Origin of the sequence: Silvibacterium bohemicum (assembly GCF_001006305.1) — a bacterium.
Classification (GTDB): Bacteria; Acidobacteriota; Terriglobia; order Terriglobales; family Acidobacteriaceae; genus Silvibacterium; species Silvibacterium bohemicum.
The window spans coordinates 291,752-317,409 of sequence record NZ_LBHJ01000019.1; the positions used below are offsets into that span (position 1 = coordinate 291,752).

At 57.1% G+C, this 25,658-nt stretch carries 17 protein-coding genes; 12 read left to right on the forward strand and 5 right to left on the reverse strand.

The genetic code is table 11. The features are described from left to right. Positions 1-54 precede the first annotated feature (54 nt). From XX99_RS22725 to bshA, 9 genes are all read left to right on the forward strand, one after another. Positions 55-2,028, forward strand: coding sequence for an HAD-IIIC family phosphatase (locus XX99_RS22725; protein ID WP_156186157.1), 1,974 nt, complete (start codon positions 55-57; stop codon positions 2,026-2,028). Beyond that, the gene (locus XX99_RS22730) at positions 2,015-2,260 is read left to right on the forward strand and encodes an acyl carrier protein (RefSeq protein ID WP_050061695.1); all 246 of its coding nucleotides are present in this window, start codon (positions 2,015-2,017) and stop codon (positions 2,258-2,260) included. The genes XX99_RS22725 and XX99_RS22730 overlap by 14 nt, the downstream gene beginning before the upstream one ends. A 115-nt stretch (positions 2,261-2,375) precedes the next feature. Then, on the forward strand, positions 2,376-2,552 hold the full coding sequence (locus tag XX99_RS27485; protein WP_156186158.1) for a hypothetical protein: 177 nt from the start codon (positions 2,376-2,378) through the stop codon (positions 2,550-2,552). A 302-nt stretch (positions 2,553-2,854) separates the two neighbouring features. Beyond that, the gene (locus XX99_RS22735; protein ID WP_156186159.1) at positions 2,855-3,817 is read left to right on the forward strand and encodes a hypothetical protein; all 963 of its coding nucleotides are present in this window, start codon (positions 2,855-2,857) and stop codon (positions 3,815-3,817) included. A gap of 128 nt (positions 3,818-3,945) precedes the next feature. Beyond that, positions 3,946-5,220: an MBOAT family O-acyltransferase gene (locus XX99_RS22740; protein ID WP_050061697.1), complete on the forward strand. Its 1,275-nt coding sequence runs from the start codon at positions 3,946-3,948 to the stop codon at positions 5,218-5,220. Positions 5,221-6,331: 1,111 nt separating this feature from the next. Then, a complete protein-coding gene (locus XX99_RS22745; protein ID WP_156186160.1) occupies positions 6,332-7,234 on the forward strand; it encodes a hypothetical protein in 903 nt (300 codons plus the stop codon). Between the two features lie 62 nt (positions 7,235-7,296). Then, the gene (locus XX99_RS22750; protein ID WP_050061699.1) at positions 7,297-8,736 is read left to right on the forward strand and encodes a right-handed parallel beta-helix repeat-containing protein; all 1,440 of its coding nucleotides are present in this window, start codon (positions 7,297-7,299) and stop codon (positions 8,734-8,736) included. Positions 8,737-9,011: 275 nt separating this feature from the next. After that, positions 9,012-11,696 (forward strand): M14 family metallopeptidase, encoded by a 2,685-nt coding sequence (locus XX99_RS22755; protein ID WP_082125865.1) that lies wholly within the window; start codon positions 9,012-9,014, stop codon positions 11,694-11,696. Positions 11,697-11,801: 105 nt separating this feature from the next. Further along, complete coding sequence (bshA, locus tag XX99_RS22760) at positions 11,802-12,956, forward strand: N-acetyl-alpha-D-glucosaminyl L-malate synthase BshA (RefSeq protein ID WP_050061700.1); 1,155 nt, start codon at positions 11,802-11,804, stop codon at positions 12,954-12,956. On the opposite strand, the gene XX99_RS22765 is transcribed toward bshA, so the two are convergent. Beyond that, a complete protein-coding gene (locus tag XX99_RS22765) occupies positions 12,914-14,272 on the reverse strand; it encodes a sensor histidine kinase (RefSeq protein ID WP_050061701.1) in 1,359 nt (452 codons plus the stop codon). The two genes, bshA and XX99_RS22765, sit on opposite strands and share 43 nt — an antisense overlap. An 85-nt stretch (positions 14,273-14,357) precedes the next feature. Here XX99_RS22765 and ribA point away from each other — a divergent pair, with 85 nt between their 5' ends. Together ribA and XX99_RS22775 are read left to right on the forward strand one after the other, a co-directional pair. After that, positions 14,358-15,011 carry a GTP cyclohydrolase II gene (ribA, locus tag XX99_RS22770; RefSeq protein ID WP_050061702.1) on the forward strand — a complete coding sequence of 218 codons (654 nt, stop codon included), beginning with the start codon at positions 14,358-14,360 and terminating at the stop codon, positions 15,009-15,011. Positions 15,012-15,219: 208 nt separating this feature from the next. After that, the gene (locus XX99_RS22775) at positions 15,220-17,658 is read left to right on the forward strand and encodes an ABC transporter permease (protein WP_050061703.1); all 2,439 of its coding nucleotides are present in this window, start codon (positions 15,220-15,222) and stop codon (positions 17,656-17,658) included. A gap of 6 nt (positions 17,659-17,664) precedes the next feature. Here the strand turns inward: XX99_RS22775 and XX99_RS22780 are convergent, their stop codons facing one another. The 4 genes from XX99_RS22780 to XX99_RS22795 all read right to left on the reverse strand — a co-directional run bounded on the left by XX99_RS22780 (position 17,665) and on the right by XX99_RS22795 (position 24,844). After that, positions 17,665-18,693 (reverse strand): CPBP family intramembrane glutamic endopeptidase, encoded by a 1,029-nt coding sequence (locus tag XX99_RS22780; protein WP_050061704.1) that lies wholly within the window; start codon positions 18,691-18,693, stop codon positions 17,665-17,667. Positions 18,694-18,751: 58 nt separating this feature from the next. After that, on the reverse strand, positions 18,752-19,603 hold the full coding sequence (locus XX99_RS22785) for an acetyl-CoA carboxylase carboxyltransferase subunit alpha (RefSeq protein ID WP_050061705.1): 852 nt from the start codon (positions 19,601-19,603) through the stop codon (positions 18,752-18,754). Positions 19,604-19,721: 118 nt separating this feature from the next. Continuing rightward, positions 19,722-23,240 (reverse strand): DNA polymerase III subunit alpha, encoded by a 3,519-nt coding sequence (gene dnaE / locus XX99_RS22790; RefSeq protein ID WP_050061706.1) that lies wholly within the window; start codon positions 23,238-23,240, stop codon positions 19,722-19,724. A 137-nt stretch (positions 23,241-23,377) separates the two neighbouring features. Further along, a complete protein-coding gene (locus tag XX99_RS22795; protein ID WP_050061707.1) occupies positions 23,378-24,844 on the reverse strand; it encodes an ATP-binding protein in 1,467 nt (488 codons plus the stop codon). A 30-nt stretch (positions 24,845-24,874) separates the two neighbouring features. On the opposite strand from XX99_RS22795, the gene XX99_RS22800 reads away from it, so the two are divergent. After that, entirely contained in the window at positions 24,875-25,561 is a 687-nt protein-coding gene (locus XX99_RS22800) for a response regulator transcription factor (protein WP_050061708.1), read from the forward strand. The last annotated feature ends 97 nt before the right edge of the window (positions 25,562-25,658 follow it).

The following is a 25,658-nucleotide window of genomic DNA, read 5'->3' on the forward strand; positions in this document are numbered from 1 at the left end:
GAAAACATGCTGCGTGCGGTTGATTGACTGTCAATTGAACTCAAACGGGGGGAAATGACCTTGACTTATGAAGGCCGCTTCGATAGACCTAATTCTATGGGCGACACCAAGACCGTTGGCAACGCGCTCCACCAGGCTCCCTCAGAATCGACAATTCAGGCGCATGAAACTCGCGGATTGAAGGATCTACTCAGGGATAGCGATTCGTCGTTCGTACCGCTGCTCAAGTCCAAGACGAAGGAAGCACGATCGTTCAGCGAGGTTCTCGCACTCAACACTTTGAGGAAAAGAGCGAGCCAGACAAATCTCTGGCCTTCTTCTAAGTCGACTCTGCGACTGGCAATTATTGGTGGCTGCAGTCTTCGACCGCTGGCTGATCTTATCGAACACTTCACGATCGTTCTTGGCGATGTCAATCTTCAGTTATGGACTGGTGATTATGACAACTACATCTCCGAGATAATGGATGAAGACAGCAACTTATACGCATTCAAGCCAGAGTTAGTTTTTGTCCTACCCTCGGAACGCCGCTGCCGCTACACCGGAAGGCTGGCCGATCCTCTTGCGCTTCAGGAAGCGGAAGCAAATCAGGCAGTCACTGACATTCTCGGCCTCATTGCACAAATCCATGACCGCTCCGGCGCGTCCGTGGTTGTTGGCAATTTCCGCTTGCCTCCTTATTTCGATCCCGGCGCCATGCGGAATTCCGGACTTAGCTCCGAGTATGCCTTCCGGAAATATGTAAATTATCAGATAGGGCTGAACTTACCCGCATACGCGCATATCTGCGATATAGAGTTTCTTGCGAATCGCCTTGGGACTGTGCGCGCTTTTGACGAGCGCACCTGGTTTGAAAGCAAGCAGCCTTTCTCCACCGATCTGATGGTGGAAGTAGCCAGAGAGTTTGCCCTTCTCGCCGCAAGCCTGAAACGGGCGACCAAGAAAGTCATCGTTCTGGATCTGGATAACACGCTTTGGGGTGGCGTGATTGGGGACGATGGCCTGGAAGGCATCGAAATCGGGACTACTTCTCCGCGTGGCGAGGCCTATCGCGACTTTCAGCAAACCCTGCTGGAAATCTCCAAACGCGGCGTCTTACTCGCGGTTTGCAGCAAGAATGATCACGACAAGGCCATTGAGCCTTTCCTGAAGCATCCTGAAATGGTGCTTCGGCTTTCCAATATCGTGAACTTCAAGGCTAACTGGGAGCCTAAGTCGGAAAATATTCGCCAGATAGCGCTCGAGCTTAATCTTGGGGTCGACAGCTTTGTCTTCTTCGACGACAACCCTGCGGAAATCGATATTGTCAAACAGTTCGTTCCTGAAGTGGACGCGATCTGGCTGGGCGAAGATCCTTCCACCTACGCCACCACGCTCAAGGACTGCCGTCACTTTGAAATGCGGTCTGTGACCAAAGAAGACCTGGAGAGAGTTCAGCTCTATCAGCAGGAGGCGAAGCGCCAGGAGTTGCAGAGCACTGCGACGGACATGGATGCCTATCTCTCGTCCCTGGAGATGACCGCTACGATTTCGGAATTCACTCCAATTGACGTGCCCCGCATCACGCAACTCATCAATAAGAGCAATCAATTTAATTTGACGACGCAGCGGCGAACCGAAGTTGAAGTTCGCGCGCTCATCTCAAGCACTGACCACGCCAGCTTTACCATCCGGCTTTCCGATCGTTTTGGAGATCACGGTCTGATCGCCATCGTGGTAACGAAGATCGACGGAGCGGAACTGCTGATTGACACCTGGCTGATGAGCTGCCGGGTATTGAAGCGACAGGTTGAGGAAGCTACGCTGAATGAGATCGTTCGTGTTGCCAAGGAACGCGGCTGCGAACGCATCGTCGGGACTTACAAACCGACTGCCAAGAATGGCATGGTTCGCGATCTCTATCCGCGGCTCGGATTTGCTCCGGGAGATCTCGCCGATGAGACTTCTACTTATATATTAGATGTAGCGAACTACTCGCCCAGCAAGACCAAAATTCAAGTAGCGGAGCCAGCCGGTGCAACAATCTGAAGTTCTCGAACGACTGCAGGGGGTTTTCGATGAGATTTTTCTCGAAAAAGTCGTAGTGACTCCCGAATTAACGGCGAACGATGTATCCGAGTGGGATTCGCTCCTACATGTCTCACTGATTCTCGCGGTCGAGCAAGAGTTCGGCATCCGTTTTCGTGTAGGCGAAGTAGAAGGCACCAAAAATGTTGGAGAACTCGCCGATCTCATCGCAAAGCGCACGGAAAAGAAATAACTCCGGCCTTGCCTGGCGCCTGAATTCAAAAGAATTCCGAGCGCGTAACTGAAAGCGCAAAGATTTTCAGTTACGGACTTGGAATAAGTGTCTCCCCGTTGCGTTGGAGGATGGTATGGCGAAGTCGCAAGGAAATCCTGAAACCGATAAGAAATCTTCGGGAGCAGCGAGCAGCACGGTAGATACTGCGGTGTTGGTTCTTGCGGTTATCCTTTGCACTGCTTCCTGCGCGGTTATGCTGATGCTGAATCCGCACTCGCTCGATGTTGGCTCGGTCTATCAGGGATTCTGATCTGATTTTTTCTCACCGCGGCGCACTGTCGGCAGGCTGTTTCGATCAAAATCTGCTGAGCAGGCCTTGAGTCGATGTTGCAGCGGCTTCGAAAGTGATTGGCTGAGCTCCTGGCTGGAGCGGCAAAGCATTTCGTTTCGTTGCTTGCTGAAGACTGCCCAAAGAATCGCTCTATCTGACACGAAAGGAACCGGCAAGGTCTGATGTATCCAGCATTCCGTTCCAACAGATCTGCACTCGCGTTTTGCCTGCTCCTGATATTTCTGCTGGCTCTGCCCGTCATCTTATCCTGGATGCCGCCTGTGTCTGATGAGCAGGATTTCATCAGCATGTCGAATCAGGTGGGTCCCATCGGCTGGGACGCGCAACAAGTCTATGAGGACCCCAAAGACGCGGATGTCGTGTTTCTGGGCAGCTCCCGGATTATGGAGGGAGTTCGTGCGGACCTCGTCGAGAAATCATTCAGCGCACGCCTTGGCCGTCCGGCCCATGTGGCGATGCTCGCGTTGAATTGGCCGGGAGAAGATCTCCACTACTACATGCTGCGGGACTATCTTCAGCATCATCATGCAGCGCTCATCGTTTGGAATCTTCCCCAGCCCGGCTCATTTACGAACGAGCCTCATGTGCAGTCGTCTCACTGGATCAGATTCGATCGCAACGACAATACCTTGAGCAGTTTGCCCGTTCGCGATCGATTGAGTCTTTATTCGGAGATGGTATTTGGCGCTCCGAGAGCGCTGCTCGCGAAGATCAGGCCCAATCTCATCGGCGACGATGAAAAGACGTTTGCCGCCTACGGAAGATACAAGAACGAAGATCCGGAACGCAGGCTAGGCTATTACGGCACGCCTTTCGTGCAGGATAGTATGCCCGTGCCTTCGATCGGAGACGGGGCTCTGATATCCGTTAGCTCTCCTGCTCTTGATAATGCCGGTCCCTATCCCGAGCCGTATCAACTCCATTACATCCAAGCGATCGTAGACCTCGCCAAACAGCATGGTTCGAAGCTGGTCTTTCTCCATCTTCCGACAGTAGAAGAATTCGGTGACACCACGCTTCCTGAGATCGCATCCTGGTCGCAGGTGATGGGACCGAACTACAGCATGATCGGAGTTCCGGGAGATGTGCTATTTGCTGGAGTGACTCGCGAGAGACTGCCGAATTTCTTTGCCAACCACAACCACTTCAATCGAAATGGCTCGACGTGGTTTACGGAGACGATAACGCCCGCGCTCCTGAAGGCTTACAGCTTGAACCAGTGACATCGTTTTCGCTATTGGAGTGATGGCCGGCTCAGGGAAATAAGTCCCTGAGTGTATCGAAAGCCTTCGATACTGCTGTTCTTTTACATATTTCCTGGCTTTGCCTGTTTCGATTTTCGGGGGAAGAAATGCTTTCTCGCAACGCGCCGTTAGCCACCTTGCTTTTTACTTTCGCCGCATATCCCATTGCCGCATGGCTGGTGCTGCGTTTTGTGCGCGGGGGTTTGAAAACGTGGTTGTTCGCGCTTCTGAACGTGGTGGGGGCTTATGTTGCATGTCTCGCGGCGCTGATCGATAACAGAACCGCGATGAAACCGCTACTCCTGAAGACCGTAGGCGCCGCATTTCTGGTTTACTTCCTTCTGGTGCTGGTCAACTACTGGCTGCTGAAGCGGACGAAAAACGGTACCGAGACGTGGGGAACCGTCGCACTTTGGTTCCCGATCGCGATCCTCATCGTGATCAAATATGTTCCGATTCTCGACTCTTCGTTTGCGCCGGCATTGCATGCCGTCCTTTTAAATCATGTAGCTGCGCTCTTTCTTGGCCTCTCCTATTTGACTTTTCGCCTTTGCCACCTCGTTCAGGAGGTGCGGAACGACTTAGTCGAGATGCCGACATTGTCGGAATATCTTTCTTTTGCGTTTTTCGTTCCGACATTGTCGATAGGGCCGATCAGCCCATACAGCCGATATATCGCTTCCTATCGGGATCCAATTCAGGATCCTGCCGTTAAGCGCAGAGCGCTGCTCAGAGTTCTTGTCGGTCTAACTAAGTATCTATTCCTCTCGTCTCTGTTGAGCCAATACACTTATTCGGGTCTCTTGCTTGACGGACACCCCCATCACAGGATCGATCTGCTCGTCGCGCTCTTCGGCTACACGCTCTATCTGTACTGCAATTTCTCGGGCTTCTGTGACATGGTCGTGGGCATGTCAGGTCTTCTCGGCATCGACGTGATGGAGAACTTCAACGTCCCATTCTCGGCGCGAAATCTTCAGGAGTTTTGGAACAGGTGGCACATCTCGCTGTCGACATGGCTGCGGGATATGATGTTCACCCCCATGGTCAAAATGCTGGTGAGGATCTTCGGTCCCAAGAGCGCCAACAACGCTATCGCCTTCTCGATCTGCGCTGTTTTCGTAGTTATCGGCGTCTGGCACGGGGTCGGCATCAACTTCGCCCTGTTTGGACTTTTCCACGGCATAGGCTTAGCCAGCGTCCACTACTACGGCATATTCATCAAGAAGCGCCTGGGCAAACAGGGCTTTCTCGCATACCGCGAAAACCGCGTGATCGGCGCCGTCGGCACGGCTCTAACCTTCACTTATTTCTCCCTGTCCCTCTTTCTCTTTGCAAATAGCTGGGAGAATATGCACCAGATATTCAAGGTGCTCGTTTAGGGCCGTCGACCGAGCCTGACTGACCGGAAAATTGAGCGCCTGGAACACGGCTCGGCCCCATTTCAGCTGAAGTGGGGCCGAGTCGCGTTGGCCCATTGTCGCAACCGTTCGACTTCAATACCAATTCATGTCACCGGCATCAGCCGGTAGGATCGTGCTGCCCCAATAACTGTGCGTGCAAGCTGTTGCTTATCCGTCGAGGGCATGTGAGTATCCCCTGTTCGGATTCGATCTCGGACTGAGGTTCGCTCATGATGCCGGAGATTCAGATGCTGCCGACATTCGCCGTGTAAGTCGATCCTGCAGGCCGTTGGATGTCAATTGGGTTTCACCCCACCAAACCCTCGCACCGAACCCGGATGAGGTTGTTGAATTTCCATCCCCCTCAGCACAATAAATAACACGTCTCCGAGTTACTAACTTATAGGAAGATATAACTTATATCTCTTTTTAAGTTATTAACTCAGCTCTTAACTTAGTTCCGGAAATGATCGGCGATTTTCCTCGAATTCATTACTCCCGCCTGCGCGAGAAATGCGTTCAAGCGTGTCTTGAGGCAAATTACTGCGCTTTCGAGATCAACGATTTCAATTGAATTGAAGCGGTTACGTGCTTCTACACGTTTCAAAATACATGCGCTCTATAAGAAAAGCGCGTTCGGGGTTGCCTGAACAAAACCAATTCTCATGCACCGAATGCATTCAGAATTTCAGTGTGTCAAAAAATCCAACCTCCCCAGAAATGGTTATCACTTTAGTAATCTTGAATAAGTCAATATGTGCGCTAAAGTAATTCACGTAACTATTACTTAAGAAGGCACCATGGAGTGCCTCTTTGCTTTGCAGGTTGTTGCTCCCACGGCATCCGCCATTCTTTTTGACCCGTTTGCGTTTTCTTTTTTTGCATGCAAAGGAGCAACGCTACAGTGAATAGCCGTCATATTGCCTCATCATTTCTTGCCACGGTCGTGACATCCGCTGATCGGGCTTTCCGTCATGATCACGATTTCGGATGTTTCAATACCGTTTCGCCGCCTCTCAAAAATCGTTCCCGGAAGCACGCTCAAGCACTTCTTTTCATTGGCTTCGGTCTTCTACTTACGGGCTACGGAATGATTAGCCCGCGAACTGCGGCCGCCGCAAGTGCTTCTGGAGCCACCTCCGGCAGCGCATCCGGCATTTCAGTCGCGGTTTCGCCGAGTGCCGTCAACCTCATGCCCGGCCAGAGCCAGCAACTGGTGGCGACGGAAACCGGCTCATCGGATAATGAAGTCATCTGGGAGGTCAATGGAGTCCAAGGAGGCAGCTCGGCGGCAGGAACGGTATCCGCAACGGGCCTTTATCAGGCTCCCTCCGCAGTTCCCACCGGTGGCGCCGTGAGCGTTACCGCGGTTAGCGTCGACGACAATACGCAGAGTGCAACGGCCGTTATATCCATCGCCGATAACGTCACTATTAATCCTCTGTCGGCCGGCATCACAAGCGGCGCGACCCAGCAATTCACCGCAACTCTCAACGGATCGGCCAGTACGGCGGTCACCTGGAGTGTGGCCGGAGTTACAGGCGGAGGCGCAGCTACGGGAACGATTTCGACTACGGGGCTTTATACAGCGCCGTCGACGGTTCCTAGCTCCACTGTAACGGTGACGGCCGTCGATGCTTCGGATAGTCTTGCCTCCGCATCGGCTCAGATCACCGTTACGGAAAACCCCGCGATTGCCTCGGCCCAAAACGGGTGGCTGGCTGGCGCGGCACAGGCCGCATTGAATTACGGCTGCACCTCGGTCGCAGTTCAGCAACAACCGACAGAAACGGTGACCCAGGCCATTAGTCTCTTCGTTCAAACAGCTCAGGAAGGAAGCTGCCTGGTCCTTTCCCCTATCTCCACGAATGTCTCGACACAGACTTACTCCTACGCGTGGGGCGGGAACGTCAACGGAATTGACATCTGGTACATGTCCGACGTTAACGAAATGCGGATATGGAACGGTGTCGACGTTACGGGCCAGCCATGATTACCGGCGCATCTGATGTTCATGTCGTCCCTAACTTTTGGAGAGATACCAGGCGGAGTTATATGAAAATACTTGTCTCACGGATTTATGCATTCTTTGCTTTGTCGGCCTGCTTTGCAACTGGCTCCATCTCACTGGCGCAATCCACCGCACCTGTAACCGTGCAGCTCTCACCGGGCAGCAATGTTCAGGCCGCAGTGAGTGCGGCGCCCCCCGGCTCAACCTTTAAGTTCGCTGCCGGTGTTTACCGCATGCAGAGTGTCGTGCCCCTGGCAGGCGATATTTTCAAGGGGAAGCTCGGAGTGATTTTCAACGGCTCGCAGGTTTTGACCTTCCAGCTCGATCCTGCGGGAAGCGGTTATTGGGTTGCGAGCGCAACTGCGAGTACCGCGCAATCCGGCACTTGCACAACCGGCTTTCCTTTGTGCGGATACACCCAGGATTTATTCATCAACTCCAAACTGCAAACCCCGGCGAGCACGAATACTGGACTGCAACCGGGGACCTGGTATTTCGACCGCGTAAATAACTTAGTTTATCTTCCAGCCAATCCTACCGGGCAGACGGTTGAATTGGGCATGAGTCAATATGCGTTTTATGGGAGCGCCCCAAATGTGCAGGTTCAAAACATAGTGGTCCAGGAGTATGCCAATCTCGCGCAAACCGGCGCTGTTGGCGGAGATACATGGACCGATGGATTGGGGTCGGGGTGGATCGTCACCGGCGTGGAGGCCAAGTGGAATCATGGAGGAGGGATCGTTCTCGGAACGAATTCTCAGATCATGAATTCGTTTATTCATCACAATGGGCAGATAGGAATTAAACTCTTCGGAACCAGCTCCGTGGCCGCCAGCAATGAAATATCGTGGAATAACTACGCTAACTATGCAACCAATTGGGAAGCTGGCGGTAGTAAGTTCTCAACTACGACGAATCTCACGGTGCAATTCAATTACGTTCACGATAACAACGGAAATGGATTGTGGACCGATATCAACAACACAGGAACCTTGTACCAGAACAACACGGTGCTGCATAACCTGGGCTCTGGCATCGTTCATGAGATCAGCTACACGGCAACGATCAAGAACAATGTGGTGAAAGGCAACGGCTACGGCCCAACGGTATGGTTGTGGAATGCCCAGATCGCAATCCTGAACTCCCCCAACGTCAATGTCTTCGACAATACTGTCGAAGTGCCGAACGGGGCGGGAAATGGGATCGCCGTGATTAATCAAAATCGTGGCACAGGCACCCTGGGACCGTGGGTGGCAACAAACGATGCCGTACACAACAATGTCATAACCTATCTCGGTCCGGGAGGGGCATCGGGGCTTGCGGATGATACAGGCGGAACCTCCGCGGTCGGTGATCAGTTCGACTACGATCGCTACATCCTGGCCAATGGCGGAACAAACCATTGGTACTGGCTCACAACATCGATGAACTGGAGCGCATTACAGGCGGCAGGGCACGAACAGCACGGAACCTGCTGCCAGTGATTCTCGCTTAATCCCAACCATTCTGGTGCAGCTTAAGGCTGCACCAGAATGCCCCCTCCTGCCCCGCCAATTTTCGCCCTGAAGGTCACTGTAGATCTATTGTCTGGTCCGCTTCGACTCTGCGGCTTTTTGTCTCCCAGCCGATTCACCCCGGCCCTCCGCGCTCGCGGTGCCCGCATAATTGCCGGCAAAGAAGATTCAAATCAATGAAATCCCTTGGCGGTTATTCTTCTGGATGCGAGGATAGACAAATTCCAACCATTCGAGGAAGAGTAATGTCCCGCCGCTCACTTCGCTGCCTGCTCCGCTGTTTTCTCATTCTTGCGTTGCCTCTTTTTTTCCGCTTTGCAACGGCTCATGCGCAGGTTGCCACGCCAGCCTCAGTGCTGGGGCACAATCCTGGTGACGATTTCTACCTCGCCGATTACGACGACGCCATCCGCTACTTCCATGCGTTGGCCGCGAGCTCGGATCGGGTCAAGATGTTCAAGGTGGGCAAGTCGACTCGTGGCGAAGAGTATGAGATTGCTGTCATCTCGTCGCCGGAAAATCTGGCGCGGCTGGACGAATACAAATCGGCTGCCCGCAAGCTGGCGGACTCACGCGATCTGACTGAGGCGCAGGCCAAGGAGCTGGCGCGCACCTCGAAGGTGATCGTGCATATCGACGGGGGCATGCATTCGAGCGAGGTGGCCGGTGGCCAGCACTCTATTCAGCTGGCCTACAAGCTGGCATCGACGCAGGGGGATCCGCAGATCGATGCGATTCTCAACAATGTGATTCTGGTCTTGTGGCCCACGCTGAACCCCGACGGCCAGAACATGATTGTGCATTGGTATCGCCAGAACCTCGGAACGCAGTTCGAGGTAAGCCCAATGCCCTATCTCTACCAGGAGTATGTGGGCCACGATAACAATCGCGATGGCTATATGCAGAACATGATCGAGTCGCAGGTGGTGACGAAGGCAGAGATGGACTGGAGCCCGGTCATCTTCTACTGCCAGCACCAGACCGCGCCCTTCCCTGCCCGCATCTGGATTCCGCCATTCTCCGATCCCATCTCGTCGAATATCAGCCCCTACATGCGCAGCTGGCTCAACGTTGTCGGCACGCAGATGTCTGCCGCGCTGCAACAGCAACATATGCCGGGTGCGATCTCCCAGGATGAGTTCGACAACTGGTATCCGGGCTTTCTCGACTTCACGCATGTCTTCCGCAATGAGATTTCATTCTTCACGGAAACGGCGCTTTATCGCTACGCCACGCCGCGTTTCTACACCGTGGATGAATTCCCCAAGCAGTATCAGGATCTGAAGGCGCTGACCATGTACACCGATCCCTGGCAGGGTGGATGGTGGCGCCTGGGCGATGCGGTGAAGTACATGGTCACCGGCTCCATGTCGGTTCTGGATACGGCGGCGAAGTATCGCGAGCAGCTTCTTTTCAATCGCTGGCAGGCCGCACACGACAATATCGAACACTTTAAGCACGCGGCGCCTTACGCTTACGTGCTGCCCAATCCGCAGGCCGATACGCCGGAGGCGGCGCAACTGGCGCAGATCATGATCGAAAACGGCATCGAGGTACACCGCGCGAAGGAAAGCTTCCATGCGAACGGTTCGACTTACGCGGCCGGCTCGTGGGTGATCCTGATGGACCAGCCGTTCTCAGGGCTGGTGAAGGAGCTCTTCGAAGTCCAGCATTATCCGCAGGCGATTTTGAATAGCGGAGGCGACAGCAGCGGCAAGCCTGTCACCCTTCCATATGACGTAACGGGATGGACGCTGCCTATGCAGATGGGCGTGCGCGCCGATGCGGTGACCGATCCGGTGGGCGAAGACCAGCGCGCGGCTCTGGAGCTGGTGAGCAAAGCGGATGTTGCTGGCGGCGTTGATGGTGCGGGGCCGAGTTTTGTGCTCAGCCATCAGGCAAATGCCAGCTTCGAGGCGGTCAACGACATCCTCGCGGCCGGCGGCTCGGTCGGTTTCACGAAGGATGCGGTGCCGACCAGCGAGGGCACCGAAACCGGCGCGTTTGTCGTAAGCGGTCTGGGACGAGCCAATCTCTCATCGATCCTCGAGAAGCGCGGCGTGAAGGCGGTTTCTTCTTCCCATGGCGGAGAAACGATCGCACTGCACAAAGCTCGCGTCGGTTTGTATCGCCCCTGGGCGCCGTCCATCGACGAGGGCTGGACGCGCTGGGTGCTAGAGAAGTATGGATTCGCTCCGATCAGCATTTACAACGCCGGGATGAAAGCCGGAAATTTAAAAGCACAATATGACAGCATCATCATTCCCGATATTTCGAAAAACCTTCTGCTCAACGGCTTCAAGACCGGCATCGTGCCCAGCCAATACTCGGGGGGCTTCGACAACGACGGGGTTGAAGCGCTTCGGGACTTCGTGCAGCAGGGCGGAACGCTGATCGCCTTCAACCAGGGCGCGGCGGCGATGATCGATCTGCTGGGGCTGCCGGTAACCAACATCCTGGATGGAGTAAGCAGCGACCAGTTCTTTTGCTCCGGCGCTCTGCTGCGTGTGGAGTTGAAGGATCGCTCGCGGCCGGGAGTTTATGGTCTGCCCGAGAATCCCATTGTGATGTTCGAGCGCGGTCCGGCCTTCGAGCCCAAGCCGGGATTCAAGGGGGCGATTCTCGCCAGCTATCCGAAGGGAGTAAATCCCCTGGAGAGCGGGGTTCTGCTTCATCCCGAAAAGATTGAAGGACAGGCTGCGGCCGTCGAAGTCGCGTACGGCAAGGGACATATCTTTCTTTATGGATTCAAGCCGCAATGGCGCGGCCAATCGCATGGGGCGTACAAGTTTTTCATGAATGCTCTGTATAAGTTCGACGAGCCGGCGTTCGGCGAACTACCCGCTGTAGAGGTTGCGAAAGATGCTCACGGCGATAAGGCTGCCTCCAAAAAGAAGGTCGAGGAAGAGGACGAAACTCCTGACGAATAGTTAGGCGCTCCATGCCCCAAAAACGGGACATGGGGACGCCTGGCGGCTCTCTTTTGCATCCTGTTGGCAATCTGGCGCGTCCAACAGGCACTGCGCAGAGGCTTCATGAAAATTGGAATTACCTGTTATCCCACCTACGGCGGTAGTGGTGTTGTGGCTACGGAACTTGGCATCGAACTAGCCGCCAATGGGCATGAAGTTCACTTCATTACCTATTCGCAACCATTCCGGCTGACTGGCCGCGAGCACGGAATCTTTTACCATGAGGTTCCGGTCTCGAACTATCCGCTCTTTGAGTATCCGCCGTACGATCTGGCGCTGGCCACGCGCATGTCCGAGGTCGCGGCCTATTACCAGCTCGACCTGCTGCACGTTCACTACGCCATTCCGCATTCGATCTCGGCTTATCTGGCGCGCCAGATGCTGGCGGAGAAGAATCGCCGGCTGCCCTTCGTCACGACGCTGCACGGCACTGACATTACCCTGGTAGGACTGGACCATTCCTACCTGCCCATCACCCGCTTCGGCATCGACCAGAGTGACGGCGTCACTGCGATCTCGAGTTATCTTCGCGATCAGACGGTCGAGCAGTTCAAGGTGAAGCGGGAGATCGAGGTCATTCCGAATTTCGTCAACTGCGATGTCTATACGCCTCTCAGTCCGGAGATCCGAGAGGCAGGCCGAGCGCAGTACGCCGAGCCAGGCGAAAAAATCCTGATTCATCTTTCAAACTTTCGGCCGGTTAAGCGGGCTGTCGATGCGGTTGAGATCTTTACCCGGATCGTCGAAGAGGTGCCGGCGCGGCTGCTCATGGTGGGAGACGGTCCTGACCGCTCGCAGGCTGAATGGCTGGCGCGCAGCAAGGGTATCCAGGAGCGCGTCCACTTCCTGGGCAAGCAATCGAGCGTGAATGACCTGTTGCCGCTTGCCGATCTGATGTTGATGCCGAGTGAGATGGAGTCCTTCGGATTAGTCGCGCTGGAGGCAATGGCCTGCAAGGTTCCGACCATCGCGACGCGGGTCGGCGGGGTTCCGGAATTGATCGACGATGGGTTGAACGGACGGCTCTTTCCGGTCGGCGATATTGCGGGGATGGCTGACGCGACGATCGATCTTCTCAGCGATGACCGGAAGCATGAGCAGTTCGCAGTCGCAGGCCGCCAGACCGCACAGCAGCGCTACTGCGCCTCCAAGATTATTCCGAAGTACGAGGCCTACTACGAGCGCGTGGTGGAGCGTGAGGGCGCCAGCGTCTCCTGATCGTCCGCGCCGTAGGCGTCGCCGTTTCGATGGCGCAGGGGCATGGCAAGCGTAACCTTGGTTCCACGGCCCGGGCGGCTGGTCACATCGAAGAGCGCTGCCTGCCCATAAAGCACTTCGAGCCGCTCGCGCACATTCTTCATACCGATGCCTGTGCCGCGCAACACCCCGCTCGAATGGGAGCGACCCGGCGCAATGCCCACGCCGTCGTCTTCGACCTCGATGATGACCTGGGCGCCCTCGATGCGGCTGCGCAGAGTGATGGTCCCTCCGCCGATGCGCGGCTCGAGGCCGTGCTTGATGCTGTTTTCCACCAGCGGCTGGAGAAGCATGCTGGGCACCGGGATCTCCAGGGTTCGCGGATCGATCTCCTTCACCACCTTCAGTTTGTCAGCTCCAAAACGCACGACCTCGATGCCGAGGTAGTCGTCGGTGAAGCTCAATTCATCACGCAGAAGGATGTAGGAATCATGGTCCTTCAAGAGCGCGCGGAGGATGTTGGCCAGCTTCACGATGAGCTCGCGCGCCTGTTCGGGACGGAAGCGCACCAGGGAAGCAATCGAGTTCAGCGTGTTGAAGAGGAAGTGCGGATTGATCTGCCGCTGAAGGGCGTCCAGCCGCGCTTCCAGCAGCAGGCGCTTCTGCTCTTCGAGAGAACGCTCGGTTCGGATCGCGTTCCACACCTTGAGCGGAATGCCGACGACGATGGGCGCGCAGGCCCAGATGGCAAATCGGATAGGCCAACTGTGCGTGATGAGGGCGAAGAGCAGCCGAGGATAGAGATGATGGAGCCACTCGCGTGTGATCTCCATCGAGACGATGAGGATCATGAGCAGCACCTGGCGGTCGAAACGCGGCTTGCGGAGATTGCGCCGCACCCAGCGGTAAATGCTCAGATCGACAAACGGCGAGAAAGACCAGACCTCTTCCTCCTCGACGAACTTGCCGAATACGCCAGCGATGAGAGCGACAGCGAGATTGAAGGGCAAGGCCAGATACTCGTGGTGCAGCAGAGCGGGAAGCGCCAGAAAGGCTCCTCCGGCCAGAGCTGCAAGGGGGCCGAGCAGAACGCCGAGGATCACGGTTGTTTCGAAGGCGATGTCGGCAGCCTGAAAGTTCGGGACGGTGAATCGCATCCAAACGCCGAGCGCAAGCGGAATACAGATAAACGCCAGCAGACCGAGGGTCTGGGACGAACCACGCCGCTGGCCGAAGATGAGATTCTGAAAGGTCCGCGAACGGGCCAGCGCCGCTGAAACGGCCGCAGCCACACCCAGCTTGACCAGCAAGGTGATCAGAATGAGCGTCGAATTCACATCTTTACTCTACGCTGACGATGGCCTGACAAGGGAATGACAATGCGGGAATCGCCCAGCAGAATCAGGCATCTATAATTTAACTATGCCGTTGCAGAGCGTTCGAAAAGTGGCTGATGCAGATTTCCCCAGTCGCTGGGGCCGCTTCCGTATTTTAGGTTTTGAAGGCGATGTCGTTTCACCGGAACCTTGCCGTGAAGGAATGGCGGTGCCCTCTGTCCGCGTCGAAGACGCCGTCGCACTGGTGATGGGCGACATCTATTCGGCTCCTCCCATCGTCCGCATACACTCGCAGTGCCTCACCGGAGACGTCTTTCACTCCCTGCGCTGCGATTGCCGGCAGCAGCTGGAGCTGGCGCTGGCGAAGATCGTCGAGGAAGGCGCAGGTATTCTGCTTTATGAGCAGCAGGAGGGCCGCGGGATCGGCCTAATGGCCAAGCTGAAGGCTTATGAGCTTCAGGATCAGGGCCTGGACACGGTCGAAGCCAATCTCAAGCTCGGCTACAAGCCGGATTGCCGCGAGTTCGAGCTGCCCGGAGCGGTTCTCAATCTCATGGGCATTCGCGCAGTGCGGCTGATCACGAACAATCCTGAGAAGGTGGAAGCTCTGGAGTCGGCGGGCATCACGGTCGTCGAACGCATCTCCGCCGAGATCGAGCCGGAAGAGACCTTCGAGCGCTATCTCAAGGTCAAGCGCGAAAAGATGGGCCATCTCTACGACAGCCTGCCTGTTAAGTAATCGAAATCTGACAGGCTGTCGATTTTCCGAGTGACGGAAGCTCTGATCCACGTCCGCTTGCGAACATGCTTGATTCGAAAGCGGACACCACAGCGGGAATTCCCTGCTTCTTTACCTTCTTAAAATTAATAACTTAGCTCGTTGCTCAGCGTGGCAGCCGGCGTGCAAGTTCCTCTGCGAGGCAGTAGTTCCCCCAAAGGAGCGAGCCATGCGGACCCTGTTGCACGACTTTCGGTTTTCCTTCCGGCAATTGCAGAAGAGCCCTGGCTTTGCGCTCACCGCAGTTCTCTCGCTCGCCCTCGGGATCGGTGCGACGACTGCAGTCTTCAGCGTGATCTATGCCGTCCTCATGAACCCATATCCGTACGCCGCTCCTGACCGAATGGTCCATATGCGGCTGCTGGATTCGTCCGCCAAACAGCGATTTGCGGGACTCACCGGGTCGCAGTGGCAGACGATCCGCAAGTCGCCGGTCGTCGAAGACGCCTTCATCTCCGATGATTGGAACCTGACGGTCACGGGACATGATCTTCCCGAGGATGTGAACGGGGTCTACATGACCTCGAACAGCTTCAACTACATGGGAGTGCCTCCAGCGCTGGGGCGCGGACTGATACCGTCGGACGCCATCGATGGCCAGGACCCTCAGCCGGTGGCCGTGCTCGGATACAAGTTCTGGCAGCGCCACTTCAACGGCGACCCTGCTGTTCTGGGTCAGACCATGCAACTGGTCCGCAAGAACTATCGTATTGTGGGCGTGGCCGCGCCGCGATTTACATGGGACGACGGCGACGTCTATCTCCCCTTGAAGATTACGCAGGACCCGGCGCGCAGTTTTTATGTCGGACTTAGGCTGAAGCCGGGTGTGACGCATGCGATGGCCGCAGCCGCTCTGACGCCGCTGATTCAGCAGTTCGCCAAGGAAACTCCCGATCATTTCCCGAAGGACCGCTTCACCTTCCAGGTCATCGGATTGAACGAGGATTTCATCCACCAGATCGGCGGAACGCTCGCGCTGCTGTTTTGTGCGGTCGCTCTGTTGCTGGCCATCGGATGCGGGAATGTCTCGATTCTGCTGCTGGCGCGAGGCACTGCGCGGCAGCATGAATTCGCGGTAAGGGCGGCCATCGGCGCTACGCGGCGGCGAATCGTTCGACAGCTGCTCACTGAGGCGCTGCTGCTCTCCCTCACCGGAACGGCTTTGGGTGTCGTGCTCGCCTACCGGCTGGTTGCGCTGATCGTGGCCATGCTGCCACCGTACTCTTTTCCGCACGAAGCCGCGATTGCGATCAACTTGCCGGTTCTTGCCTTCAGCGTGGGCGTCGCGCTGCTGACCGGCATCCTTTTCGGGCTTTGGCCGGCGGTGCAGCTCTCGCATCCCGAGGTGAGCCAGGTGATGCAGTCAAGCACACGCCGCATCGCCGGCGGGGTTCGCGGGCGCTCCACGAACAATGTGCTGATCGCCGGCCAGATTGCGCTGACCCTGCTCATGCTGGCGGGTGCGGCAGCTGCCATGGAGGGCTTCCTGAAGCTGCTCCATACGCCGCTCGGATACGACCCGCACAACGTCATCTCGGTCGGAATTCCGGTGCATGAGAATACCTACACAACGGTCGCCGAGCGCGCCGCTTATTTCGAATTGCTCCGGAAGAAGGTTGCGGATGTACCCGGAGTGACCATGGCGGCTATTTCGTCGAATGCGACGCCGCCCGCCAACGGCTCCGACCAGGGAATCGAAATTCTCGGCCGACCTCCAAAGGACGAGCAGAAGATTCGCGTGAACTTCGTCAGCCCCGGGTATTTTCCTATCCTGCATATCCAACTCGCGCACGGCAGAATCTGGGATGAGACGGAAAATCACAATGCGGCGCGCCTCGCGGTCATCAACCAGACCATGGCGCGTCTCTATTTCCCCAACGGCGACGCCATCGGGCGCTCCTTCAAGATTCCGGATCTTCAGAGCCAGGCTCGATTCGTCCTCTCGCCGATGATGTCGCCGGAATACCTTGAGATCGTAGGAATCATTGCCGACAAGCGAGACGATGGACTGCGGAATTCGATTCTGCCCGAGGCCTTCATCCCGTATACGCTCTCGATGCGCATGTATACCCAGATCCTGGTGCGATCCGACGTCCCTCCGCTTTCTCTTCTGCATACAATCGGAGCGGCGGTGAACTCGGTCGATCCCGATCAGCAGATTAACGCCAACGTGCAGGACCTGGAGCACTGGATCAGCGACCAGCAGGAATGGCAGCAGGAGCATCTCGTCGCGTGGCTCTTCGGCTCCTTCGCGGTGCTGGCTCTGGCATTGGCCGCAGTCGGTCTGTACAGCGTGGTGTCCTACACGGTGGCGCAACGAACGAATGAATTCGGGATTCGCATGGCCCTGGGCGCGCAGCGAGCGCATGTGCTACGTATTGTCTTCCTGTCTACAGTGGCGAGTGTAGGCGGCGGCATCCTCGGCGGGATTGCGCTGACGCTGGCGCTGCAGAAACTTCTCGCCCGGTGGGCGGAAGGCAGTTCGCGCGATCCACTGATTTTGCTGGGTGCGGTCGGCGTACTGGGAACAGTCGCCGCGATTGCCTGCCTCTTACCCGCACTACGCGCATCCCAGGTCGACCCCATGACAGCGCTGCGCTATGAGTAAAGGCGCTTAACTTTCCTGCGGCGGATTTTCTTCCGGGATTTCGATTGTCTTCAGCGGCAGAGCCGGCGCTATGCCGCCGATCTGCACCAGTTGCGGAGGAGCCGGCTCCGCTGCCGCAACGCCCATGGCGGCCTCGTGTTGGCGGCGCGCAATGGCGTCCACATCGACAGGCATGCCCCCGGCAACGATCACCGGCTGCGCATATTTGTGCTTGAGGTCGCCGGTCGCGATATACATCACGATCAGCAAAACCAGCATGACGACTGCGCAGATCGCGCTTCCCTCAGGACCGTAATCGCCGCCGGTGATCCATGCCGGCCCGATGGTATTGGTGGCAAAGACCGGAGAAAAATTGGTGATCCCACTGATGGGCAGGCCGAAGAGAATGCCCATGATCACGTTCCAGGCAACGTGGAAGCCCCAGCCTACCCATAGCGCGCGGGTGCGCAGATAAGTGAGCGCAAGCAGCCAGCCGGCCAGGAAGGTGACCAGCGTACTCGCCGCTGTGGAGCCGGGATTATTCCAGTGAATCAGCGCGAAGAGGATCGAGATCAGAAATGTGGCTGCGCCTGGTCCGATGGCGTCGATCAGCCGCTGGAAGGGATAGCCCCGAAAGGCCACTTCTTCCGCCAGCGCAGCAATGGCGAGAATCGCGAAATCGAGAAAGATGAGCGCAAACTGGTGCCAGGTGGTGTAAATGGTAACCACCAGCCCGCCGATGAGAGCGATGGGCAGCACGCAGGCGATGATTCCACCCCAGCCGATGGCCGCTCCCAGACCGACCTCGCGCCGCCAGCCAGGCCGCAGCTCCAGCCCCATTCTGTCGACGGGGTGAAGCTGCTGCTGGCCGATATAGCCCATGGCCGCATAGCCGACGATGAGGAGGAAAAGCAGAACCGTGCGGTTGACCAGCTCCAGCCAGTCGCCGGAGCTCAGGCCGAGAGCAGCGCGTATGGCGATGTCCCGCGCGAAATAGAAATAGCCGGCCGCGATGAAAAACCATAGCAGGGCGCGAATGCGCGAGGTCGACCTCATGCGCCGATACTCGCTGGCACGGCCTTGCGGCTATCGTTCTCGCGGGGGGAAGAAGGCATCAGACGGTATAGAACTGCGCGATGTTGCGGAATTTATCGTAGCGGCGTTTCAGCAGTTCATCCACGGACAGGCTCTGAAGCTCCTTGAAATGCCAGCGCAGTTTTTCTGCGAGCAGATTTGCCGCAGCAGCCGGGTCTTCGTGGGCTCCGTCGCCTGGCTCGAGTACGATATCGTCCACGCATCCGAATCCTTCCACATCCGCAGCCGTGGCCTTCAAGGCTTCCGCCGCCAAGGCACGCTTTGAGGCATCGCGCCAACTGATCGACGCGCAGGCTTCCGGTGAAATCACCGAATAGATCGCCTTCTCGAGGATGAGCACGCGGTCGGCAACGGCCAACCCTAACGCTCCGCCAGAACCACCCTCTCCGGTGATGGTGGCAATCGTCGGTACGCGCAGGCGTGACATCTCGCGCAAATTGCGGGCGATCGCTTCGGCCTGTCCGCGCTCTTCTGCGCTGACTCCAAGCCATGCGCCCATCAAGTCGATGAAGGTGAAGATGGGACGGTTGAACTTCTCGGCGATCTTCATTGCGCGCAGAGCCTTACGATAGCCTTCGGGGTTAGGCATTCCGAAGTTGCGCAAGGCTTTCTCTTTGGTCGAGCGCCCTTTGAGGTTGGCGATGACCATGACTTCTTCGCCATCGAAGCGGGCGAAGGCACAATACATCGCCGGATCGTCGTTGAAATAGCGGTCGCCGTGGATCTCGCTCAGATCCGTGAAAATTGCATCGATAAAATTCATCGGATCGGGGCGCTGCGGATGCCGCGCCAACTCCGTCTTGATCCATGCGGAAGAAACAGGTTTTGCCTCGGAAATCTGCGGCGTGGCGCCTGATGCTTGATCAGTCATAGTTCAAACAATTTCGGGAGCCAGCCCAGTGTACATGGCGAAGCTCCGTCGCTCTTTCGATTGTATGGGTGGTAGCTGGGTTAGACAAACCAGCCCGGATTTGCGACGGCCATCGCGGTTAGTCCAGCGCCTGCACCACCCCGCGGCCGAGCAACGATTCGGTGCGCTCGATGAACCCCTTGTCGGCGGCCACCGTCAATTCTGCCGGCTCCATGATGACGCAGTATTCGCCGCGCTGCTCCAGATTCAGCATGAGTTTTCCGGGACCGGGCGCGCCGACCAGGATATCCCGGAGCTCGACCAGCATCGCTTCGCTGGCACGTTCCAGAGGAACCTTGATACGGACGTTGAGCGGCAGTTTTACCTTCACGTCCTCGAGCGTTTGAATCGATTGAACGGCAATCTTGGGGGCGGCATCTTCTTCCGCGCGAATGTTGCCTCGGATCAGCACCGGGACTTCGATCTTGAGGTTCTGCGCGAGGCGCTCGTAATCCTTTGGGAAGCAGATCAGATCGATCTTGCCCACCGTATCTTCGAGCGACGCCTGCGCATAAAGCTCTCCCGACCGCTTCGATTTGGCTACCTTCAGGCCGACGATTACTCCGGCGACAGCAACATCCGGCTCGGGAGCCTGCCCGCGGCGCGGGGGCGCAGAGGACTGCTTCATCTCGAGCGCGGTTGCGGTATCGACCACCCCGGGCAGATTGCGTAGCTTGTCAGCATATTTGTCGAGGGGATGCCCGGAGACAAAGAAGCCGAGCACCTCTTTTTCCGACTGCAGGCGCTGGTTTTCGTCCCAGTCAGGCACGTTAGGCAGATCGTCGGCGCGAGAGCTCGATGACGGTTCGTCATCGAAGATTCCGAAGAGCCCATGCTGGCCCGCGGCGTGATCGCGCTGCGCCTTCTGTGCGCGCTCGATGGCCTTGTCTGCGGCGGCGATCAACTGAGAGCGGCGGCCCAGCGAATCAAGCGCGCCGGCCTTGATGAGCGACTCCAGCACGCGCTTGTTCATCAGCCGCAGATCGACCTTCTCGCAGAACTCCCAGTAGGAGGCGAAGGTTTTGTTCTTCCCCGCAAGCTCGCTCCGCGCTCCGAGAATGGAGTCGATGGCGTTGCGGCCGACGTTCTTGATTGCAGTGAGGCCGAAGCGGATGGAAGTGCCGTGCGGCGTAAAGTCGGCATCGGATAAGACCACGTCAGGCGGCTCGACCTGGATCTCCATCTCGCGGCATTCCTTGATGTACTTGACCACATTTTCCGGCTTCGAAATTTCCGACGTCAGCAGCGCGGCCATGAACTCGACCGGATAGTGCGTCTTCAGATACGCGGTCTGATAGGCGAGGATCGCATAGGCGGCGGAGTGTGACTTGTTGAAGCCGTATCCTGCGAACTGCTCCATGAGATCGAAGATGCGAACGACCTTGTCCTTGGGAAACTTCTTCTCGATGGCTCCGGAGGTGAAGCGGTCACGCTGCTTGCCCATCTCGGCGGGATCTTTTTTGCCCATGGCGCGGCGCAGCAGATCGGCTTCCCCGAGCGAGTAGCCGGCGAGCGCGTTGGCGATCTGCATCACCTGTTCCTGATAGACGATGACGCCGAGCGTTTCTTTGAGAATTGTTTCCAGCGGAGGCAGCTCGTATTCGACCTTGCGGCGGCCCCACTTGCGCTCGATGAAGTCGTCGATCATGCCGCCCTGGATCGGGCCGGGACGATAGAGTGCGTTGAGAGCGGTGAGGTCTTCAACGCTGGTGGGCTTGTAGCGGCGCAGCACGTCGCGCATGCCGCCCGATTCGAACTGGAAGACGCCGGAGGTCAATGCGCGATGGAAGACCTTCTCATAGGTAGTCTGGTCGTCGAGCGGAATGGTGGCAAGATCGATCTTTTCGCCGCGGTTCTTGGCGATGAGCTTGAGGCAGTCGTGGATAACCGTGAGCGTGGTGAGCCCCAGGAAATCCATCTTGAGCAGGCCCATCTTCTCGACCGCCTTCATATCGTAGGCGGTGACGATTTCATCGTTCTTGCTGCGGCTGAGCGGAACCAGATCGGTGAGCGGGCGAGGCGCGATGACCACGCCGGCAGCGTGTACGCCGGCTCCGCGGACTAATCCTTCGAGTTTGCGCGCGGTGTCGATCAGCTCGCGTATCTGCGGATTGCCGTCGTAGGCTTCCTGCAGCGGCGGTGAATCTTTGAGCGCCTGCTCGATGGTCACGCCGATGGTCGTCGGCACCAGCTTGGCGATGCGGTCCACGTCGCCGTAGGGCATATCGAGGGCGCGCCCCACGTCTTTGATCGCTGCCTTGGCGGCCATGGTGTTGAAGGTGATGATCTGCGCAACCTGCTCGCGGCCATACTTGCGCGTCACGTACTCAATGACTTCGCCGCGGCGGTTCATGTCGAAGTCGATATCGATATCCGGCATGGAGATGCGCTCCGGATTCAGAAAGCGCTCGAAGAGCAGCGCGTTCTGGAGCGGATCGATATCGGTAATTTCCATGACGAAGCTGACCAGTGATCCGGCGGCCGATCCGCGGCCGGGACCGACGGGAATATCGTGCTCGCGCGCGTAGCGGATGAAGTCCCAGACGATGAGGAAATATCCGGGGAACTTCATCTGCTTGATGATGGAGATTTCCCGCTCCAGCCGCGCCTCGTAATCGGAGATGGGAGTGCGCAGCAGACCGCGATCCTGCAGATGGCGAATCGAAGTATCCAGGCGCTTGCGAAAGCCTGCGCGGCATACTTCCTCGAAATAGCTGTCGATGGAGTGTCCCGCGGGCACGGAGAATTCCGGGAAGGGATTGTCGACCTTGCTGAGTTTGAGCGAGCAGCGCTCGGCGAACTGCATGGTCCGGCTCACGACTTGAGGCGCGTGCGAGAAGAGCTTCTCCATCTCGTTCGCCGTTTTCACATAAAACTGGTCGGAGTCGAACTTGAAGCGCTTGGGATCGTTGATCGATCCGGCAGTCTGCACGCAGAGCAGCACTTCGTGCGCGTGAGAGTCGTCTTCGCAGAGATAGTGGCTGTCGTTGGTGGCGATCAGCGGAATGTCGAGATCTTTTTCGAGACGAAAAAGGTCGGCGTGAATCTTCTTCTCGAGCTCGAGACCTTGATCCTGAATCTCGAGGAAAAAATTGCCTCGGCCGAAGATGTCCTGATACTGGGCGGCGGTCGCCTTGGCCGCGTTGTAGTTGCCTGCCATCAGGCTCTCGCAAACTTCGCCGGCGAGGCAACCGGAGAAACCAACCAATCCGGCGGAATGCTCGGCGAGATATTTCTTGCTCACGCGCGGCTTGCGATAAAAGCCGTGCAGCGAGGCTTCGGACGTGATGCGAACCAGATTGCGGTAGCCCTCTTCGTTCTCGGCGAGGACAAGCAGGTGGTTGTAGTCATCGCCCTGCGGATCGGCGCGATGGTCGTCCTTTTTGCAGATGTACAGCTCGCAGCCGAGGATGGGCTTGATGCCCTTCTTCTTGGCAGCGTCGAAGAAGTGCACGGCTCCGTAGATGTTGCCGTGATCGGTGATGGCGACGGCCTTCTGTCCGATGTCGGCCACGCGGTCGACCAGTTTGTCTACGTCACAAGCTCCATCGAGGAGGGAGTAATCGGTGTGCAGGTGGAGGTGTGTGAATTCAGCCATGATGCTGATTCAATTTTAGTCCTGAACACCCGCCTCAACGACGGGACGTGAGGCGCCCGGAATCTGCAGGCTGAGGAAAACAGGGGACAAAATTCCCAATGAGATCGCGCGCATCCAACGACGACGAGTATCGATGCCTATTCGTCGAGCACTTCAACATCCACCGGTAGCCAGAAGGTGAAAATCGCTCCCCGGCCGGGCCGGTTGGCGACCTCGACGCCTCCTCCGTGCGCATTCATGATGGCCTTCACGATGGCCAGCCCCATTCCTGTGCCCGATGTGCCAGCCTTTTGATTCTGTCCGCGGAAAAACTTATCGAAGATGTAGGGCCGGTCCGCATCGTCGACTCCCTTCCCCTCGTCTTCGAGGCTTACCAGCAGGCGATAGTCCTCGATACGCGCCTGAATTCGTAACGTCGAGGCGGGCGGCGAATATCTCGCGGCGTTTTCGATCAGGTGGCGCAGGACCCGGCGCACCAGCTCCCGATCCATGTTGACGTGCGGAAGATTCGCGGGAATCTCCACCTCGACGGTTCGATCGGCAAGCAAGGAGCGGGCTTCTTCAAGAGCCAGCTCGATCAGCTCGGATAAATCTTCAGGCCGGGGCTTCACCTGAATGCTGTGGGAGTCAAGCTGCGCCATCTCGATTGCTTTGCCGATCAGCGTGTCGAGCCGCGAACTCTCTTCTTCGATGACGGCGTACATCTCGTTACGCTCGGCTTCGGGAAGTTTTGGATGGCCCACCAGAGTGCTGGCCGCGGCACGGATGGATGTGAGTGGCGTACGCAGATCATGCGTGACGGAATCGAGCAACGCGCTGCGCAGCCTCTCGCTCTCGCGCGCCGCTTCCATGTGGCTGCTGCGATCGAGTGCGGCAGCCCGTTCCAGTGCTATGGCAACAAGCGTGCCAACCGCCTCCAACCGTCCGGAGGATTTTTCTTTTTCGCGAACCGCCAAGGAGCCCATGGAGCGCAGGCCAAGCATGAGTGGAACCACCTGCGCGCCATCGATTTCAGTTGCGACCGGGTCGGCAATCGATGCAGCCTTCTTCATCTCGGCTGGAGAAAGAAGCTCGTAGCCGGGATCGGAGTAATATGTGGCATCACCGTCGCGAACATAGAGAGCGACGGCTCGCAGGCCAAAGACTCTGGCGGCGATGGATGGCGTGGTGCGCGCCAGCGTGCGCAGGTCGTCGTGCAGCAGCAGCTCCTGGCTGAAGGTATAGAGCCGCTCCACCTCGACGCGACGCGATTCGGAGATGGCCGCTTGCTTGCGAACACCGTCAGACAACTGGCTGACGAGAATGCCGGTGCACAAAAACGCGCCCAGAGCTATCCAGTTTTGTCCATCGTTGATAGTGAACGTGCCGATTGGAGGAAGGAAAAAGAAGTTATAGAGCAGCGAGCATAACAGCGAGAGATAGATGGAGTAAGCCAGCCGCCAACGCGAGGCGGTGATGAGAATCAGGACCAGGAAGGTAAATGCGACAGTCGTCTGATTGACGTGAATTACGCGACGATAAAACAGCACAATCGATGCTGCGAACAGCGTGATTCCGACATAGCGAATAACGGAGCGACTGACGCTGGCTGTATTCTTTTCCATAACAGGGGCGATGATACAGAAAGGCAAGACATGGCGGAACGGGTTCTAGTTGTCGACGATGAGGCGCAGATCACGCGCGTGCTGCGGACTGCGCTGTCTGCGCAGGGCTACGACGTGCGGGCTGCGAATGAGCCGGAAGAGGCGCTGCGCATCTTCGAGGATTGGGCGCCGGATCTGATGGTGACCGACCTGATGATGCCGGGGATGACGGGCGTTGACCTTTGCCGCGCCATCCGGAAGAAAAGCAAAATTCCAATCCTGGTGCTTTCAGTGCGAGATCAGGAACGCTCTAAGATCGAAGCTCTGGATGCGGGCGCGGACGATTACGTCACCAAGCCGTTCAGTGTTCAGGAGTTGCTGGCGCGGGTTCGCGCGCATCTGCGCCGCGCACCGGAACGAGTAACCGATGCTCCCATCGAAATCGGCGATTTCGTTGTGGACATCGCCGCGCACTCGGTCCTGGTTCTCGGAAAATCCGTCCACCTGACGCCGAAAGAGTTCGACCTGCTGCTGCTCTTCTCGCGCAGTGCGGGCAAGGTGCTTACTCACAGGGTCCTGTTAACAACGGTGTGGGGCGCGCAATCAGCACAGCAGCCTGAATATCTGCGCGTCTTTGTGGGCCAATTGCGAAAGAAGCTACAGGGCGACAGCAAGAAGGAATACATCCAGACCGAGCCGTGGGTCGGCTATCGTTTTTTGCCTGAAGGCGGCGAATAGCCAGCTGCGTCTTTATAAGTTTCTTATGACTTACTTATGAGGATTTACCGGTCCCTGCGTTCAACTCAAGCTTGAACGTGTGGGGTAATGATGCGGT